Origin of the sequence: Citrobacter sp. Cpo071 (genome assembly GCF_030332765.1) — a bacterium.
Classification (GTDB): Bacteria; Pseudomonadota; Gammaproteobacteria; order Enterobacterales; family Enterobacteriaceae; genus Citrobacter; species Citrobacter portucalensis.
The window spans coordinates 861,573-879,205 of sequence record NZ_JAOWHE010000085.1; the positions used below are offsets into that span (position 1 = coordinate 861,573).

The window sequence follows — 17,633 nt, forward strand, 5'->3', positions numbered from 1 at the left end:
GAAGCAGTTTCCGTTTAATTTCCGATACGATATCGCAATAAAATTAATATTATGAATTCCCGACAACAATCTATTTTGCAGATGGTGACTGATAAAGGTCAGATGAGCGTTGCCGAACTGGCAAAAATCACCGGTGTCTCAGAAGTGACGATTCGACAGGATCTGAACACACTGGAAAAACAGAGTTATTTACGCCGTGCGCACGGTTTTGCCGTTTCATTGAACAGTGATGATGTGGAAACGCGCATGATGACTAATTTTACGCTGAAGCGTGAACTGGCCGAATTTGCCGCATCTTTGGTAAGCCCTGGCGAGTCCGTATTCATTGAAAACGGCAGCAGCAATGCGCTCTTGGCCAGAACGCTGGCGGAGCAAAAAGATGTCACCATCATTACCGTCAGCAGTTATATAGCCCATCTGCTGAAAGAAACCCCCTGCGAAGTGATTCTCCTTGGCGGCATCTATCAGAAAAAAAGCGAAAGCATGGTGGGGCCCTTAACTCGCCAGTTTATCCAGCAGGTACACTTCAGCAAGGCCTTTATCGGCATTGATGGCTGGCAGGCTGACACCGGCTTCACCGGACGCGACATGATGCGTTCTGATGTGGTTAACGCGGTGCTGGAAAAAGGTGCAGAAGTTATTGTGCTTACTGACAGCTCAAAATTCGAAGCCATTCACCCTTACACACTAGGTCCATTAGAGCGATTCAGCCGCGTAGTCACGGATTCCAGACTCAGCGCCAGCGTACAAATGCAGCTTGAGCATTCAGGATTAACCGTCAATATCATTGATGCGAACGCATAAAATCTTCAGCAGATGATTTGTCAGTCGGCAAATCATCTCCTCTCTGAGAGTTATCTGACAGTCCAATTAAGACTTTTTACCTGTCGTTAACAGGATTAAGTCGTAAAATTAATGTTAGCGATATAACAGGAACGAACCTCCAATCTCAGGATAGTGTTTGTCATGCCTTCGCTAAACGGTTTCACGGAAATATCTTCGTTAGCCTAAATTTAGCGCTATTCTTAAAGAACACTGGATTCCGTGAATCAATAATTCAGGAGAAAGTATTATGTTAGTAACGAGCAAAAAAATGACCGCTGCCATTTTGGCGATTACTCTGGCAATGTCGCTGAGTGCCTGCTCTAACTGGTCCAAACGTGACCGTAACACCGCAATTGGTGCTGGTGCTGGTGCAATCGGTGGTGCAGTCCTGACTGACGGCAGCACGCTAGGCACGCTGGGTGGTGCTGCAGTAGGTGGTATTATTGGCCACCAGGTGGGTAAATAATTTACGGTTAAACGGCTCGATATAATAATACGTTTACTTTTTCAGGTCTGTATTATTAAAAAGCCACGGAAAAATTCCGTGGCTTTTTTTATTAACCGCCAGCCAATTTAACTTTCATTCCTTTGGCTTCCAGCAGCGATTTAATCAGGTCGCGTTTATCACCCTGTATCTCAATCACGCCATCCTTCACTGCCCCGCCGCAACCACATTTTTTCTTCAGTTCCGCAGCTAATTTGGTCAGTTCAGCATCGTCCTGATCTATTCCAGTAATCAGGCACACGCCCTTACCTTTGCGGCCACTGGTCTGTCGCTGGATACGGACAATGCCGTCGCCTTTGGGACGCTCTGGGACGGCTTTCGGTTCATCAATACGCCCGGTGTCAGTTGAGTAGACCAGACGAGAATTTGAGTCGTTCATTTACGCACCTCGTTTCAGGGAGGCATTGATCATCTTCAGCGTCTGAGCCGGATCTGCCGACTGTGTGACCGGACGACCAATAACCATATAATCCACGCCAGCTGACTGTGCCTGTTCCGGCGTCATAATGCGACGCTGGTCGCCTGCCTCGCTACCTTCAGGGCGAATACCCGGCGTAACCAGTTTAAATGCCTGGCCAAATGCCTGCTTGAATCGCACTGCTTCCTGCGCGGAGCATACGACGCCATCCAAACCACAATGTTGGGTTAAGCGCGCCAGCCTTTCCGCATGCTCCGCAGGTGACAACGTCACGCCTAGGTCGGCAAGATCGCTGGCTTCCATACTGGTCAGAACTGTTACTGCAATCAGCAGCGGCGCATCCTTGCCAAAAGGCGCCAGGGCTTCACGTGCGGCGGTCATCATACGCGCCCCACCTGAAGCATGAACGTTAACCATCCACACGCCAAGCTCGGCAGCTGCCGCAACGGCATGTGCGGTAGTGTTGGGAATATCATGAAATTTCAAATCAAGAAAAACGTCAAAGCCACGCTGTTGTAAATCGCGAACCAACTGAGGTCCAAAAAGCGTGAACATCTCTTTGCCCACTTTTAAACGGCAATCACGAGGATCAATTCTGTCGACAAAAGCTAATGCTTTATCACGATTGGAATAATCGAGAGCGACAACGACAGGAGAATCAGTAACAGCACGAGAAGAAGATGAAGCAGTAAACGTCATGACCAGACCTTCCTGAGGATGGGCGCCATCGGCGGCGCAAAATGGGTAAACGGCGTGCATTCTACCTGCGGCAATAGAAAATTAACAGGCGCGATTACATTTCTACCAGGCGAATTTGGCAACGGAGGTTGAGGATGGATTGGTTACACATCATTAGTATGTTGTAACTAAAGTAAAGTTTTTTTAAAAATTACAGCCCATCAAGTCCGCGAATAGGCTTAATGGTTGACCATGAGCGACAGGATGGGCAGTGCCAGTACAGTGTATATGCGGTAAATCCGCACTTCTGGCAACGATAGCGCGGCTTGCTGCGCACCTGCTCCCCAACCATATCGCGCAGAACCATCAGGCTCTCTTTCGCGCGCCCTTCTTCTGCTTCGTTAAGATGGTAATCCATCAACTTGTGGAACACGCGCATCGTAGGATGGCGTTGTAGCTGGCGGGTAATATAAACCTGAGCGGTATCAGTCCCCTCACGCGCTTCAAGAATATCGGCCAGCATCAGCTCTGCGGCGGCGCCAGTATTCTCCTCAACGGCCCGACGTAAAAACTCGGCCCACTCATCGTTTTTCCCCAGATGCTGGTAGCAGCTTTGCAGCATTTCCAGCGTTTCGCTGACCAGTTCTTTATCCTGAGAAATCACGCGTTGCAGACTTTCAACGGCCTTCGCGTAATCACCTTTTACCATGTACACACGGCCCATCATGATGGAAACACGTGCACTGTTTTTGTCTGCCGCAGCCCCTTTTTTCAACAGCGTCATGGCGCGATCCATATCGTCGCTGCCCATCTGCTGTAAGGCCAGTTCGCAGTAAAAGTGAGCTATCTCGATACGTTGTTTATCTTTACCGAGCTTCACCAGGCGTTCTGCAACATCAATCGCTTTCTGCCATTCGCTGGTCGCCTGATAAATTTGCAGCAGTTGCTGTAATGCACCGACGCGAAAATCTGTTTCATCGGTAAGCTGATTAAACATGTCTTCCGCGCGGTCGTACAGACCTGCGGCCATGTAGTCGCGCCCCAGCTGTTGTACGGCCAACAAACGCTGCTCGTAGGTTAGCGAAGCACTTTCCATTAACGTTTGATGGATGCGGATTGCACGGTCGACTTCACCGCGCGAGCGAAACAGGTTTCCGAGGGTGAGATGAGCCTCAACGGTGCCCGTATCCTCTTTTAGCATATCGAGGAACAGATCCACCGCTTTGTCTTGTTGGTTGCTCAGGAGGAAGTTAACCCCGGCGACATAGTCACGGGAAAGACGGTTAGCTTCATCCTGCTTGGTTTGTTGCGCACTTCTGCGACCCATATACCACCCATAGGCAGCGGCTACAGGCAAAAGCAGAAACAACAACTCCAACATAAATAATTATTCCTTCACAACCGACGAATCGGCAGAAACCGCAACGTCGGTCGCAGGCGTAAGCTGGTTTTCCAGTCGTTTGATTTTACGTTCGGCACGCGCAAGAGACACACGAACCTTCAGCCAGAAAAGGCCGCAAATTAACCAACCAATCGCAAAACCTGCGGCAAACAATACAGCAAGCAGCGTAGAGATACGATACTCACCCTGAGCCAGCAGGTAATTAAACGTAACCTGTTGATCGTTTTGCGCACCTAATGTCACCGAAATAACAAAAATCGCCAACACCAGTAAGAAAATGAGTAAATATTTCACATTACTTCCCGTTATGTGGTTTGAGCGAATAAATCGTGTACAACTTACCGCGTTGAGCCCTTTAAATTACCATTTTCACAACGAGTGCGAAACGGAAAAGCGCTTTCCCCTTTCTGATTTAAGGGCAAAATTCGAAAAATCAATCATGGCTAACTTTCTTGTTCACGCTGAGCGATTTCTTTTTCCTCCTGCACTGGCGGCGTTAAGGGTCCGCATACCCGCTGCGCAAGCCATGTCGCCAGCGTTACCAGCAACCATGAAATCAGCGTTGCAACAACCAAATCACGGGGCCAGTGCATGCCTAATAGCAAGCGACTGCCCATAACGCCCGTAGCCCAGATAAGTAAAAACACAATTGTCAGCGTACGTCGGCGTGGCCATAACAGCCCTACTGCCAGTAAAGCCCAACTGGCGGCAAACATCGTATGCCCTGACGGAAAGGCAAACCCTGTTTCTTTTTGCCAGTGCTTACGTAGAAACGTCGGAATATCCTGTTGTTCGGCCAATTGCTCTTTAACTAAGTGACCACGTTCTTTACGTTTTAAAGTGTAGAACTCATCAACCGGAATATGGTGCGTTTTTTCCAGCCACACGACAAAGGGCCGAGGTTCCTGCACCCTGTCTTTAACCCAGGACTTCACGCCCTGACCGACTAAAATGGCCGCAGCCAGGATCGCAAACAGCATTACCGCAGCTTTCAGACGAAAACGCAGACACCACAGAAACCATGCACAGAGAACAACGTGAGTGATAATGCCCCACGGCTGCGTCACCGTTTCCGTTATCCAGTACAGAGATTTTAGCCACCAAACGTTATGTCCCGGCTGCCAGCTCCAGCCCGATACCCATACGGCAACCGGCATAATAAGTAGCAGCCCGGCCCCGACCGCAGTGCGCTTTGCAATTGACAGCATTGCCTCTCCTTTCGTCGATAAGTCTCACAATCATAACTGAAAAAAGCGCATGCCGGGGAAATTGACAATTTTGTGCCATTCCAAAAGCGAATCCGTTGTCGCGATTAGGTGAACATCGTTGCCTTATGGCAAAATAGTGCAATATAGAACAGAAGCCAACAGGCGACGGCACGACAGTGCCAGCATAATCTGGAGAATTACATGCAGCTTAAACGTGTGGCAGAAGCCAAACTGCCAACCCCCTGGGGTGATTTCCTGATGGTGGGATTTGAAGAACTGGCAACCGGACACGATCACGTCGCACTGGTTTTTGGCGATATCACAGGCCAAACGCCTGTCCTGGCCCGTGTCCACTCAGAATGTCTGACTGGCGATGCATTGTTTAGCCTGCGTTGCGATTGCGGTTTCCAGCTCGAAGCGGCTCTCACCCATATTGCTGAAGAAGGGCGCGGTATCCTGCTTTATCATCGTCAGGAAGGACGCAATATCGGCCTGCTCAATAAAATCCGCGCCTACGCGTTGCAGGACCAGGGTTATGATACCGTTGAAGCTAACCATCAGTTGGGCTTTGCGGCAGATGAGCGTGATTTCACGCTGTGTGCGGATATGTTCAAGCTGCTTGGTGTGGACGAAGTTCGTTTGCTGACCAATAACCCGAAAAAAGTGGAAATTCTGACCGAAGCGGGAATCAACATTGTTGAACGCGTGCCGCTGATTGTGGGTCGTAACCCGAACAATGAACATTACCTGGACACCAAAGCCGCCAAGATGGGACATTTGCTGGGCAAGTAATAGTTGTTACCGTCGATAAAAAAGCCTGCTCTCGCAGGCTTTTTACATTCTAGCTCAACATATTACGAATCACGTAGTGCAGAATGCCATCGTTTTGGTAGTACGTTAGCTCCGTCGCGGTATCGATACGGCAGCGGCATAAAACAACTTCTTTACGTCCATCTGAGCGAACCATACTCACCGGCACTGTTGCACCCGGTTTGATGTTTTGCAGATCCGTAATATCGATCGTTTCCTCACCGGTTAGTCCCAGCGTTTTACGCGTGACGCCCTGTGGGAATTCCAGCGGCAAAATCCCCATACCAATCAGGTTAGAACGGTGAATTCGCTCAAAGGATTCAGCGATAACCACGCGAACCCCCAGCAAGCGCGGGCCTTTTGCCGCCCAGTCGCGACTGGAGCCAGAGCCATACTCTTTCCCGGCAATAACCGCCAGGGGAATATTCTCCTGTTGATATTGCATAGCCGCATCATAGATAGCCACTACCTCAGTTCCCGGCAAATGACGCGTCATCCCACCTTCCACGCCAGGTACCATCTCATTGCGAATACGAATATTGGCAAAGGTACCGCGCATCATGACTTCATGATTCCCGCGCCGCGAACCGTAGGAGTTAAAATCTTTACGCTCTACGCCGTGGCTTTGCAGATAACGCCCCGCCGGGCTGTCCGGCTTAATACTACCTGCAGGAGAAATATGGTCAGTGGTGACGGAATCTCCAAGCATTGCAAGGATACGCGCGCCGTGAATGTCCTGGACCGGATCCGGCGTCGCCTGCATACCATCGAAGAACGGCGACAAGCGGATATAGGTTGAGTCAGACTGCCAGCCATAGGTATCAGCCCGATCTACCTGGATTGCTTTCCATTCCGGCGTGCCTTCAAACACTTCAGCATACTCTTTATGGAACATGGCGGTAGAGACCTGCTCCACGGCACGGGCAATTTCCTGAGCCGTCGGCCAGATATCTTTCAGATATACGGGATCGCCCTTTCTGTCATGCCCTAACGGATCTTTCGTCAGATTGATATTCATATTCCCCGCCAGCGCATAGGCCACCACCAGCGGCGGAGACGCCAACCAGTTGGTCTTCACGAGCGGATGGATACGCCCCTCAAAGTTTCGGTTGCCGGAAAGCACAGCACCAACGGTGAGGTCGCCTTTTTTGATAGCTGTCTCGATAGGATCGGGTAACGGACCCGAGTTACCGATACAGGTGGTACAGCCATAACCTACAAGGTTAAATCCCAGCTCATCAAGGTATGGCGTGAACCCTGCCTGCGCCAGATAATCAGACACCACCTTCGATCCTGGAGCCAGCGAGGCTTTCACCCACGGCTGACGTTTCAGACCAAGCGTCACAGCTTTTTTCGCCAGCAGCCCCGCCGCCATCAATACGCTTGGGTTAGAGGTGTTGGTACAGGAAGTGATCGCTGCAATAACCACAGCACCATCCGGCAGCTGGTACTGGTGACCGTTCATTGTATAGTCCACTGGCTGGCGATCTTTCAGCGAGCTGTTCACTTCGAGTTCATTACTCGCCGAAAACGCTTTCGGGACATCAGCCAGTGCCACCCGATCCTGCGGACGCTTCGGTCCGGCAAGGCTAGCTTCTACACTGCCCATATCCAGCTCCAGTGAACTGGTAAATACGGGTTCATCCCCAGGATTACGCCACATTCCCTGCGCTTTGGCATAGGCGCTGACCAGCTCAACCTGCTCCTCACTGCGCCCACTCAGACGCATATATTCAAGAGTGATGCTATCTATCGGGAAGAAACCGCAGGTTGCGCCGTATTCCGGTGACATGTTCGCAATGGTTGCCCGATCGGCCAGCGGTAAGGTGTCCAGCCCATCGCCGTAGAATTCAACGAATTTACCGACCACGCCGTGCTTACGCAACATCTGGGTGACGGTTAAAACCAGGTCAGTAGCGGTGATGCCTTCCCGCAGTTTGCCCACCAGTTTGAAGCCCACAACATCCGGGATAAGCATAGAGACCGGTTGACCCAGCATTGCTGCTTCGGCCTCAATGCCTCCAACGCCCCATCCCAGCACACCGAGACCATTAATCATTGTCGTATGGGAATCGGTGCCGACCAACGTGTCAGGGTAAGCCACCCACTCACCGTCCTGTAACTCGCTCCAGACGGCTTTGCCGAGGTATTCAAGGTTAACCTGGTGGCAAATCCCCGTTCCTGGTGGTACAACGCTGAAGCGACTAAATGCCTGCTGTCCCCATTTCAGGAACACGTAACGCTCATGGTTACGTTCCATTTCCAGGCGAACGTTTTCTTCGAAAGCATCATCATCACCAAAACGGTCCACCGTTACCGAGTGGTCAATGACAAGGTCCACTGGCGAAAGCGGATTCACTTTTGCCGTATCCCCACCCAGACGTTTCACCGCTTCGCGCATAGCGGCCAGATCGACCACCGCCGGCACGCCGGTAAAATCCTGCATCAGAACACGAGCGGGTCGATAGGCAATTTCACGATCGGCATGGGCAGTCTTCAGCCAATGCGCGAGCGCATGAATATCATCTTCGGTTACGGAATTACCATCCTGCCAACGAAGCAGGTTTTCCAGTAACACTTTCAGCGATTTGGGTAGTCGGGTGATATCACCCAGTGATTTAGCGGCCAGAGGTAAACTGTAGTAGCGGTAGGTTTTATCTTTAACCTGCAATGTGTCCTTACTGGCTTCTCGTAGGGTCGACGACATAGCTCCTCCTTAAATGACAGGGTTGGATCCCCTGATTTCCTCAGGGTTAGTATTAAAGATAACACAAACAAAATGTAACGCTTTGATAACAACTCAAATTGATAAAAGTAGCGCGCGATACAAAAGCGCGAAGTGAGGTCAATGGTAGGGAGTAAGGTCTAGCCGTGTAGATGAATAGGATGAATATTCAGCAGGCAATAGCGCAATCGATAATACGTTGATTAGGTGGCTGATGGTGAATACATGGGATAAACGATTCGATATTTAAGGCCACGAGGTAATCGTTATTATTATAAAATACGTACGAATTATTGTTTCTGTTTATCATCATCGGTTAACAGATCAATAAACGCCCGTTGTTCAGGAGAAAGATTCCAGGATTCGGGTATCTTTGGATCTTTCTCGGCTGCGGTTTTGCTCTCTTGCTCATGGTCATGAGACGCTGGCGTCACGGTAGAGTGCTGCTCCGGTGCGGACATAATTACCCCCACACGTTCCAGGCCACGAGTGCGACAATAATCCAGAATATCGCAGAGCCAAGAAACACGGCGAACCAGGCTTTACGTTTCATCGCGGGATCCCGGCGTGCAGGCTGGTTTCCTGAAGGCATCGCTAACCTCATACTATCGAAATCACTTATCATTTAGGCACCAAACAATTGGTACAATTAATCATCAGATAGGAGGAATCCTAATAAAAAAGGCGAAAAAAAGCCAGTTAATTTTCGGATTCGATCTGATAAATAAATCAATTGTTTGATCAATTATGAATATTTGAGAGTGATTTTTGGCAAGCTGACTAATTTGAAACTACTTTAGAGAACTTTTTCCATAAATAATATATGGTTAATATATAGGAGGAGAAATAATGAATTCAGACTCCCCCGTCGGTATCACTTTATGCTTACAGATACCGACGAGGTAACAACCGTTATTATTTCTCAGGCAATTTAATATCTTTAAACATGGCTTCAATATCATCGTTGGAACGCAGCGCCACCGCCGTGTCCACCACATCACGCGTCAGATGCGGCGCGAAACGTTGAATGAAATCATACATGTAACTACGTAAGAAGGTGCTGCGACGAAAACCAATTTTGGTGGTGCTATGGCTGAAGATATCGTGCGCATCCACACGTACCAGGTCAGGATCGGAAACAGGATCAACCGCCATACTGGCAATTACACCCACGCCGAGACCCAGACGGACATAGGTTTTAATAACATCGGCATCGGTCGCGGTAAAAACAATACGCGGCTCCAGACCCGCACGGTTAAACGCGGTGTCCAGCTCCGAACGCCCGGTAAATCCAAAGGTGTAGGTCACCAGTGGATACTGTGCCAGTTCCTCAATAGAAACCGAGGATTTTCCCGCCAGCGGATGATCCGGCGTGACGACAATCGAACGGTTCCAGTGGTAGCAAGGTAACATCACCAGATCGTCATACAGATGCAGGGCTTCCGTCGCGATGGCAAAATCCGCATTCCCTTTCGAGACGGCTTCGGCAATTTGCGTCGGCGATCCCTGATGCATATGCAATGAAACACGAGGATATCGCTCAATAAAACCCTTAATCACGTTCGGCAAAGCGTAACGTGCCTGGGTGTGCGTGGTGGCGATATATAGCGAGCCTTTATCCGGCCAGGTATGTTCGCCAGCAACGGACTTAATAGCATCTACCTTAGACAGTACTTCGCGCGCAATACGGATGACTTCCTGCCCCGCTGGCGTAACCTGGGTCAGATGCTTACCACTACGGGCGAAAATCTGGATGCCAAGTTCATCTTCCAGCATACGAACTTGCTTACTGATACCGGGCTGTGAGGTATAAAGCCCTTCCGCCGTTGAGGAGACATTAAGGTTGTGGTTCACCACCTCAACAATGTAGCGAAGCTGCTGTAATTTCATGTTATGCCATCCCGATTCGCGCCATCAAATCATCGTTTCAGTGCAGGCTCGTGGGCGCTGCTAATACGATTTAATAATAAAAAGACTGTTAACTATAACCACTATATCATTTATATGTCCGCTGTATAGGTATGACAAAAAATAATATGCCAGAAACAAAAAGGGCCGCTTTCGCGACCCTTTGAGGAGAAATTCAGCCGAAACGCTGTTATTTCTTCCCTTCTACCCATTTACCGTCAACGAAGAACGCGGACCAGCCTGTCGCCTTACCGTCTTTCTCAGCGGCAACGTATTGCTGCTTGGTTTTACGGCTGAAACGAACCATAGACTTGTTACCATCCGGGTCTGTTTGCGGCGCATCTGCCAGATAACGCAGTTTTTCCGGCAGGCGATCGCGGAAGCGGTACAACTCTTCCACCAACGGCGCACGAGTCTCACGTGATTTCGGGAACGTATTGGCCGCCAGGAAGATACCTGCAGCACCATCACGTAACACGAAATACGCGTCAGATTTTTCACACGGCAGTTCCGGCAGCGGAACCGGATCTTCTTTCGGCGGAGCAACCTCACCGTTACGCAGGATCTTACGGGTGTTTTTACACTCGTCGTTAGTACACGCCATGTACTTGCCGAAACGTCCCATTTTCAGGTGCATTTCAGAACCACATTTTTCGCACTCTACGATAGGACCGTCATAACCCTTGATACGGAATTCACCCTCTTCGATCTCGTAGCCGTCGCAGGTTGGGTTATTACCACACACATGCAATTTACGCTTAGGATCGATGAGATAACTGTCCATTGCTGTACCGCATTTCTGGCAGCGGCGTTTGGCACGCAATGCGTTAGTTTCCGCGTCATCGCCTTCCAGCACGTTCAATACTTCGTTTTCCGGCACCAGGTTAATGGTGGTTTTGCAACGCTCTTTCGGGGAAAGTGCGTAGCCGGAGCAACCAAGGAAAACGCCGGTACTGGCGGTACGAATACCCATCTTGCGTCCGCAGGTCGGGCAATCAATGCTGGTCAGCACCATCTGGTTCGGACGCATACCGCCTTCTTCAGGATCTTTCTCAGCTTTATCTAACTGCTGAGTAAAATCAGTGAAGAAGTTGTCGAGTACGCCCTTCCATTCGGCTTCGTGATTCGCCACCTGGTCGAGGCTGTCTTCCATCTGCGCGGTAAAATCGTAGTTCATCAGCTCGCGGAAGTTTTCTTCCAGACGATCGGTGACGATTTCACCCATTTTTTCAGCGTAGAAGCGACGGTTTTCAACGCGAACATAACCGCGATCCTGAATCGTAGAGATGATCGACGCATAGGTGGATGGACGACCAATGCCACGCTTTTCAAGCTCTTTAACCAGCGAAGCTTCACTGAAGCGCGCAGGCGGCTTGGTGAAATGCTGCGCAGGTGTCAGCTCGATAAGCGTCAAGGTATCGCCTTTGTCCACCGCCGGTAAGATGCGATCTTCATCGCCCTTACGCAGCGCTGGCATCACTTTGGTCCAACCATCGAAGCGCAGAATACGACCACGCGCTTTCAGACGGAAATCACCCGCACCCACGGTCAGGGTGGTAGAGTCATATTTCGCTGGCGTCATCTGACAAGCAACAAACTGGCGCCAGATCAGCTGATACAGTTTTTGCGCATCGGCTTCCATATCTTTCAGCGACTCCGCCAGTACGGCGACATCGGAAGGACGGATAGCTTCGTGTGCTTCCTGCGAGTTCTCTTTGCTGGCGTACTGGTTCGCGCTCTCCGGCAAATATTTTTTGCCAAAATTATCACTGATGTAATCGCGAACCATGGTGACAGCATCCTGGCTCAGATTGGTTGAGTCAGTACGCATGTAAGTGATGTAACCCGCTTCATACAAGCGCTGCGCCATCATCATGGTTTTCTTCACACCAAAGCCCAGACGCGTGCTCGCAGCCTGCTGTAGCGTGGAGGTAATGAACGGTGCGCTCGGCTTGCTGCTGGTCGGTTTATCTTCACGTTCCAGGACGCTATAGCGCGCTTTTTCCAACAGGCTAACCGCGGCAAGCGTTTGTTCCCGATTTACGGGACGGAACGGTTTATCATTTTGATGCGTCACCTCAAGCGGCAACGCGTCGCCGCCCGGCGTGGTCGTATTAGCATCAATTTCCCAGAACTCTTCTGGAACAAATGCTTTGATTTCGCGTTCACGCTCAACCACCAAACGCACAGCCACAGACTGTACGCGACCGGCAGACAGACCACGCGCAATTTTTTTCCACAGCAGTGGCGACACCATATAGCCCACAACACGGTCCATAAAGCGGCGCGCCTGTTGCGCATTAACACGATCGATGTTCAACTCGCCCGGTTTTTCAAACGCCTGGCGAATAGCATTTTTGGTAATTTCGTTAAACACCACGCGGCTGTAGCGGGTATCGTCGCCACCGATGACTTCCCGCAGGTGCCATGCAATGGCTTCCCCTTCGCGGTCAAGGTCGGTTGCGAGATAGATGTGGTCGGCTTTTTCAGCCAGTTGCTTCAGTTCAGAAACAACTTTCTCTTTACCAGGCAGCACTTCATAGCGCGCATCCCAGTTGTGCCACGGGTCAACACCCATACGGTTGACGAGAGCGCCACGTTCATCCTTTTTGGGCTTTTTAGCCGTTTTGGTGGAGGTTGAGTCGGCGCTCTTTTTAGTTGCTGAGCCACTGGTCGGCAAATCACGGATATGACCGACGCTGGATTTCACCACGTAGTCATTACCCAGATACTTGTTGATCGTTTTGGCTTTTGCCGGGGACTCAACGATGACAAGAGCTTTACCCATATTCACCTTTACCTAATTTGATTCTTCCAGAATGCGTCGCACGTTGATTCACCTTCCACTGGCGACGAGACATCGATATGGTCTCTGCGTCGGCGGATATCAACCCCTTAAACTGTTTCGCGCTTGTAATGTAACTCTCATGTAACTGAGTTAACAGGCTTTTTTTCTCACAAACGCTCTAGCACGACGAAGTATTGGTCGAATGTCAAGCAAATCTGTTGCCAGATTGACGAAAGCGTCACACTGTACCTGATAAAATGCGTTACGCAACTTTATTAGCATGCAAAAACAAATCTCGCCAGTTGTAACACTGTCGTAAAACCTTCATTTATGTCAGGGAATATTTGCCCATAAGGCGGGCTCAGCGTAGACTAATGTCCTTGTTTAAGGAGTAAATCATGCATAAAGACACTCAACCCATCGATCGCGAAACACTGCTGATTGAAGCCAACAAAATCATTCGTGAGCATGAGGACACGCTGGCGGGGATTGTCGCCACCGGCGTTACGCAGCGAAACGGCGTGCTGGTTTTCAGCGGAGATTACTTTTTAGACGAGCAAGGGCTACCAACGCCCAAAAGTACGGCTGTGTTTAATATGTTTAAACACCTGGCGCACGTACTTTCTGAAAAGTATCACTTGATCGATTAACTCGAGAAATAATTTGCCGGATGGCGGCAACACCTTATCCAGCCTACATTGATGCCTATTTGTAGGCCGGATAGGATGTGTGAGCATCGCTATCCGGCAATGACAATTTTACATCAGTGGCTTCTGCCCCCGCAGCCACCAGCGCATCAGCAAACGATCGGCGCTCTCAGCCGCACTACCGGTAAAACGATCCATCAGCTTTTTACGCTGCAGATAGCGAACGTTCAACACTTCACGACCTTCCATCAGCCCGAGGATCACCTCATCGCTGGTGTTGATCTCATCCACCAGCCCATTTGCCAGCGCCTGTTGACCAAACCAGTGTTCACCCGTGGCAACCTGCTCAATGTCCAGAGTCGGGCGCATACGATGGACAAAATCTTTAAACAAATGATGTGTTTCGTTCAGATCTTCACGGAATTTCTGCCGCCCTTCTTCCGTGTTCTCGCCAAGCAGCGTCAGCGTACGCTTGTACTGTCCGGCGGTGTGCAGTTCGATATCAATATCTTTCCCTTTCAGGAAGCGGTTAAAGTTCGGGATCTGCGCCACCACGCCAATTGAGCCGACGATAGCAAACGGCGCCGAAACAATTTTATCTGCCACGCAGGCCATCATATATCCGCCGCTCGCAGCGACTTTATCTACCGTGACGGTCAGTGGGATCTGCTTATCGCGCAGGCGTTGTAACTGGGACGCAGCCAGGCCATAACCATGTACCACACCGCCCGGGCTTTCCAGACGAACCACCACCTGATCCTGAGGTTTAACAACCGCCAGCACCGCCGTCACCTCTTCGCGTAATGCGCTGACTTCGTGGGCATCCATACTGCCTTTAAAATCAAGCACCCATACACGGGGTTTATCTGATGACGTACTGTCACCCAGTTTCGCTTTTGCCTTGGCGGCCTTCGCCTCCAGCTTCTGTTTCTTTTTCTGCGCCTTATGCCAGAATTTTTGCTGATGCCCATCCAATAAGGCCAGCGACAGGTCTTCCTTCATCTCTTTATATTGATCGCTGAGGTTAATAACCCGCAATTCCCCACGCTGACGTTTGCGTTGTGTCGCGTTTACGATCAGCATCACCACCACTGCAATAGCCACCACGACAGTGACAATTTTTGCCAAAAACAGCCCATATTCAGACAACAATTCCACGAGACCCACCTTGGTTAAACAACGCGACTTCCGCTCAGTGTACAACAGGCGTGTCACCTCGTCTTGCTTCATACATCCAGTGCTGAATCAGTAAAAAGCATGACAAAACGTTCATTTTGCGGTGTTATTGCCTTTGGCTGATTGAAAAAGAACAGGGTTTAAGGCATAAAGCCCAAAAGTTATTGCGAACGAGATGGCCAGGGCGTCGCCGAGGAGTAGCCGTGCATTACCAACCTAAACAAGACCTTTTACAGGGCCGCATTATTCTTGTCACCGGTGCCAGCGATGGTATCGGACGCGAAGCCGCGCAGACCTATGCACGCTATGGCGCGACCGTTATCCTGCTTGGGCGTAACGAAGAAAAACTGCGTCGGGTTGCCCGCACTATCGCCGATGAAAACGGAACACAACCACAGTGGTTTACACTGGATTTACTGACCTGTACCTCTGAAGAATGTCACCAGCTTGCACAGCGCATTGCCGCACATTTCTCACGTCTGGATGGCGTACTGCATAACGCCGGATTACTCGGCGATATTTGCCCAATGAGTGAACAAAACCCGCAGGTCTGGCAGGATGTGATGCAGGTAAATGTGAATGCCACTTTTATGCTGACTCAGGCATTGCTGCCGTTGTTACTCAAATCCGATGCCGGATCGCTGGTCTTTACCTCTTCCAGCGTCGGCCGCCAGGGACGCGCCAATTGGGGAGCATATGCCACCTCAAAATTTGCTACCGAAGGGATGATGCAGGTTCTGGCTGATGAGTATCAAAACCGTCATCTGCGCGTAAACTGTATCAATCCTGGTGGAACACGAACTGGCATGCGAGCCAGCGCATTCCCCACGGAAGATCCACAAAAATTGAAAACTCCCGCCGATATTATGCCGCTCTACCTGTGGCTGATGGGCGATGACAGCCGCCGTAAAACCGGTATGACTTTTGACGCCCAGCCGGGCCGTAAACCAGGAATTGCCCAATGAGTGAAGAACGCTATCAACAACGTCAACAGCGCGTAAAAGATCGGGTTGACGCACGCGTTGCCGCCGCTACGGACGAGCGCGGGATCATCATCGTATTCACTGGAAATGGTAAGGGTAAAACCACCGCCGCATTCGGTACCGCCACGCGCGCGGTGGGCCACGGTAAAAAAGTCGGCGTCGTACAATTTATTAAAGGTACGTGGCCAAACGGAGAACGTAACTTACTTGAACCCCACGGCGTAGAGTTTCAGGTTATGGCGACAGGATTTACCTGGGAAACGCAAAACCGTGAGTCCGACACCGCGGCCTGTATGGCCGTGTGGGAACACGGTAAGCGGATGCTGGCCGACGATAAACTGGATATGGTGGTGCTGGACGAGCTGACCTATATGGTGGCATACGACTATCTGCCGCTTGAAGAGGTCATCACTGCCCTAAACGCGCGCCCTGCCCATCAAACGGTGATTATCACCGGCCGTGGATGTCATCGCGATATTCTGGAGTTAGCGGATACGGTCAGCGAGTTGCGCCCGGTCAAGCATGCGTTTGAAGCGGGCGTGAAGGCCCAGATAGGGATTGATTACTGACAGTAGGCCGGATAAGGCGCTTGCGCCGCATCCGGCTCCACGCTAAGGCCTGATGGCGCTTTGCTTATCAGGCCCACTCATAATTAACCGTTGTTGCTACGACCACCCGGACGACGGCTGCTACCGACCTGTGAGTGCCGCTTCACCGCACGACGGATCTGATTTGCCTTCATGCGACGACGATCTTTCTCGACGGCAACTTTAGATGTCGTTTCCGGCTTCAGTTCCACCAGTTCACGCAGATAGTTGGTTTGCGCGAGGTCAAGCTCTGTCCAGCCACCACGCGGCAGGCCTTTCGGCAGCGGGATATCACCGTAACGAACACGAATAAGACGGCTTACCTGTACACCTACAGCTTCCCACAGGCGACGGACTTCACGGTTACGCCCTTCGGTCAGCGTGACGTTATACCACTGGTTGATCCCTTCACCACCGCTAAACTTGATCGTTTTAAATGCCGCCGGACCATCTTCCAGCTGTACGCCACGACTCAGATCGCGCAGTTTTGCATCATCAACCTGACCAAACACACGTACCGCATATTCACGTTCGACTTCACGGCTTGGGTGCATCAGACGGTTAGCCAGTTCACCATCGGTGGTAAACAGCAGTAAACCGCAGGTATTCACGTCCAGACGCCCTACGGCAATCCAGCGCGCATCACGCAGTTTTGGCAAACGATCGAACACGGTCGGACGACCTTCCGGGTCGTTGCGGGTACACAGTTCACCTTCTGGCTTGTAATAGGCCAGAACGCGGCAGATTTGCTCTGCAGACTCTTTAACCGAAATCAGATGACCGTCGATACGGATTTTCAGACCCGGAGTGACTTCAACGCGATCGCCGAGCGTGGCAATTTTGCCATCAACGCTCACGCGACCCGCGGCAATAATAGATTCGATTTCACGGCGAGAACCGTGGCCAGCGCGCGCCAGCACTTTTTGTAACTTTTCGCTCATAGAGCTTCCTTTAGATGTCGCCTTCACAGGCG

At 50.7% G+C, this 17,633-nt stretch carries 18 protein-coding genes; 6 read left to right on the plus strand and 12 right to left on the minus strand.

Going from position 1 to position 17,633, the window contains the following annotated elements; genetic code table 11:
* The first annotated feature begins 51 nt into the window (after nucleotides 1-51).
* Nucleotides 52-804, plus strand: a complete 753-nt coding sequence (gene yciT / locus OGY09_RS21250; protein ID WP_032943602.1) for a DNA-binding transcriptional regulator YciT — start codon at nucleotides 52-54, stop codon at nucleotides 802-804.
* 268 nt (nucleotides 805-1,072) lie between these two features.
* On the plus strand, nucleotides 1,073-1,291 hold the full coding sequence (gene osmB, locus OGY09_RS21255) for an osmotically-inducible lipoprotein OsmB (RefSeq protein ID WP_003020583.1): 219 nt from the start codon (nucleotides 1,073-1,075) through the stop codon (nucleotides 1,289-1,291).
* A 91-nt stretch (nucleotides 1,292-1,382) separates the two neighbouring features.
* Here osmB and yciH read toward each other — a convergent pair whose 3' ends face one another.
* From yciH to pgpB, 5 genes are all read right to left on the minus strand, one after another.
* Nucleotides 1,383-1,709 carry a stress response translation initiation inhibitor YciH gene (gene yciH / locus OGY09_RS21260; protein WP_003833315.1) on the minus strand — a complete coding sequence of 109 codons (327 nt, stop codon included), beginning with the start codon at nucleotides 1,707-1,709 and terminating at the stop codon, nucleotides 1,383-1,385.
* Complete coding sequence (gene pyrF, locus OGY09_RS21265) at nucleotides 1,710-2,447, minus strand: orotidine-5'-phosphate decarboxylase (RefSeq protein ID WP_020996371.1); 738 nt, start codon at nucleotides 2,445-2,447, stop codon at nucleotides 1,710-1,712. It abuts the gene before it with no gap.
* Nucleotides 2,448-2,637: 190 nt separating this feature from the next.
* Nucleotides 2,638-3,807, minus strand: a complete 1,170-nt coding sequence (gene lapB / locus OGY09_RS21270; RefSeq protein ID WP_008784929.1) for a lipopolysaccharide assembly protein LapB — start codon at nucleotides 3,805-3,807, stop codon at nucleotides 2,638-2,640.
* 6 nt (nucleotides 3,808-3,813) lie between these two features.
* Nucleotides 3,814-4,122 carry a LapA family protein gene (locus tag OGY09_RS21275; RefSeq protein ID WP_003020595.1) on the minus strand — a complete coding sequence of 103 codons (309 nt, stop codon included), beginning with the start codon at nucleotides 4,120-4,122 and terminating at the stop codon, nucleotides 3,814-3,816.
* 149 nt (nucleotides 4,123-4,271) lie between these two features.
* Nucleotides 4,272-5,036 carry a phosphatidylglycerophosphatase B gene (gene pgpB, locus OGY09_RS21280; protein WP_032943604.1) on the minus strand — a complete coding sequence of 255 codons (765 nt, stop codon included), beginning with the start codon at nucleotides 5,034-5,036 and terminating at the stop codon, nucleotides 4,272-4,274.
* A gap of 201 nt (nucleotides 5,037-5,237) precedes the next feature.
* Between pgpB and ribA the strand changes: the two genes are divergently transcribed.
* On the plus strand, nucleotides 5,238-5,828 hold the full coding sequence (gene ribA / locus OGY09_RS21285; RefSeq protein WP_003020601.1) for a GTP cyclohydrolase II: 591 nt from the start codon (nucleotides 5,238-5,240) through the stop codon (nucleotides 5,826-5,828).
* A 49-nt stretch (nucleotides 5,829-5,877) separates the two neighbouring features.
* On the opposite strand, the gene acnA is transcribed toward ribA, so the two are convergent.
* The 5 genes from acnA to topA all read right to left on the minus strand — a co-directional run bounded on the left by acnA (nucleotide 5,878) and on the right by topA (nucleotide 13,267).
* Nucleotides 5,878-8,553, minus strand: coding sequence for an aconitate hydratase AcnA (gene acnA / locus OGY09_RS21290; protein ID WP_150388548.1), 2,676 nt, complete (start codon nucleotides 8,551-8,553; stop codon nucleotides 5,878-5,880).
* Between the two features lie 308 nt (nucleotides 8,554-8,861).
* A complete protein-coding gene (locus OGY09_RS21295; protein ID WP_164079415.1) occupies nucleotides 8,862-9,032 on the minus strand; it encodes a YciX family protein in 171 nt (56 codons plus the stop codon).
* A 2-nt stretch (nucleotides 9,033-9,034) separates the two neighbouring features.
* Nucleotides 9,035-9,175: a YmiA family putative membrane protein gene (locus tag OGY09_RS21300; protein ID WP_213732144.1), complete on the minus strand. Its 141-nt coding sequence runs from the start codon at nucleotides 9,173-9,175 to the stop codon at nucleotides 9,035-9,037.
* A 311-nt stretch (nucleotides 9,176-9,486) separates the two neighbouring features.
* Nucleotides 9,487-10,461 carry an HTH-type transcriptional regulator CysB gene (gene cysB / locus OGY09_RS21305; RefSeq protein WP_003020610.1) on the minus strand — a complete coding sequence of 325 codons (975 nt, stop codon included), beginning with the start codon at nucleotides 10,459-10,461 and terminating at the stop codon, nucleotides 9,487-9,489.
* A gap of 208 nt (nucleotides 10,462-10,669) precedes the next feature.
* Nucleotides 10,670-13,267, minus strand: a complete 2,598-nt coding sequence (gene topA, locus OGY09_RS21310; RefSeq protein ID WP_003833325.1) for a type I DNA topoisomerase — start codon at nucleotides 13,265-13,267, stop codon at nucleotides 10,670-10,672.
* 398 nt (nucleotides 13,268-13,665) lie between these two features.
* Here topA and OGY09_RS21315 point away from each other — a divergent pair, with 398 nt between their 5' ends.
* A complete protein-coding gene (locus OGY09_RS21315) occupies nucleotides 13,666-13,917 on the plus strand; it encodes a YciN family protein (RefSeq protein ID WP_003020616.1) in 252 nt (83 codons plus the stop codon).
* A gap of 108 nt (nucleotides 13,918-14,025) precedes the next feature.
* Here the strand turns inward: OGY09_RS21315 and sohB are convergent, their stop codons facing one another.
* On the minus strand, nucleotides 14,026-15,072 hold the full coding sequence (sohB, locus tag OGY09_RS21320) for a protease SohB (protein ID WP_032943607.1): 1,047 nt from the start codon (nucleotides 15,070-15,072) through the stop codon (nucleotides 14,026-14,028).
* 221 nt (nucleotides 15,073-15,293) lie between these two features.
* Between sohB and OGY09_RS21325 the strand changes: the two genes are divergently transcribed.
* On the plus strand, nucleotides 15,294-16,055 hold the full coding sequence (locus OGY09_RS21325; protein WP_032943608.1) for a YciK family oxidoreductase: 762 nt from the start codon (nucleotides 15,294-15,296) through the stop codon (nucleotides 16,053-16,055).
* Nucleotides 16,052-16,642: a cob(I)yrinic acid a,c-diamide adenosyltransferase gene (cobO, locus tag OGY09_RS21330; RefSeq protein WP_032943609.1), complete on the plus strand. Its 591-nt coding sequence runs from the start codon at nucleotides 16,052-16,054 to the stop codon at nucleotides 16,640-16,642. The genes OGY09_RS21325 and cobO overlap by 4 nt, the downstream gene beginning before the upstream one ends.
* A gap of 83 nt (nucleotides 16,643-16,725) precedes the next feature.
* Here the strand turns inward: cobO and rluB are convergent, their stop codons facing one another.
* Nucleotides 16,726-17,601: a 23S rRNA pseudouridine(2605) synthase RluB gene (gene rluB, locus OGY09_RS21335; protein ID WP_003020625.1), complete on the minus strand. Its 876-nt coding sequence runs from the start codon at nucleotides 17,599-17,601 to the stop codon at nucleotides 16,726-16,728.
* Between the last annotated feature and the right edge of the window lie 32 nt (nucleotides 17,602-17,633).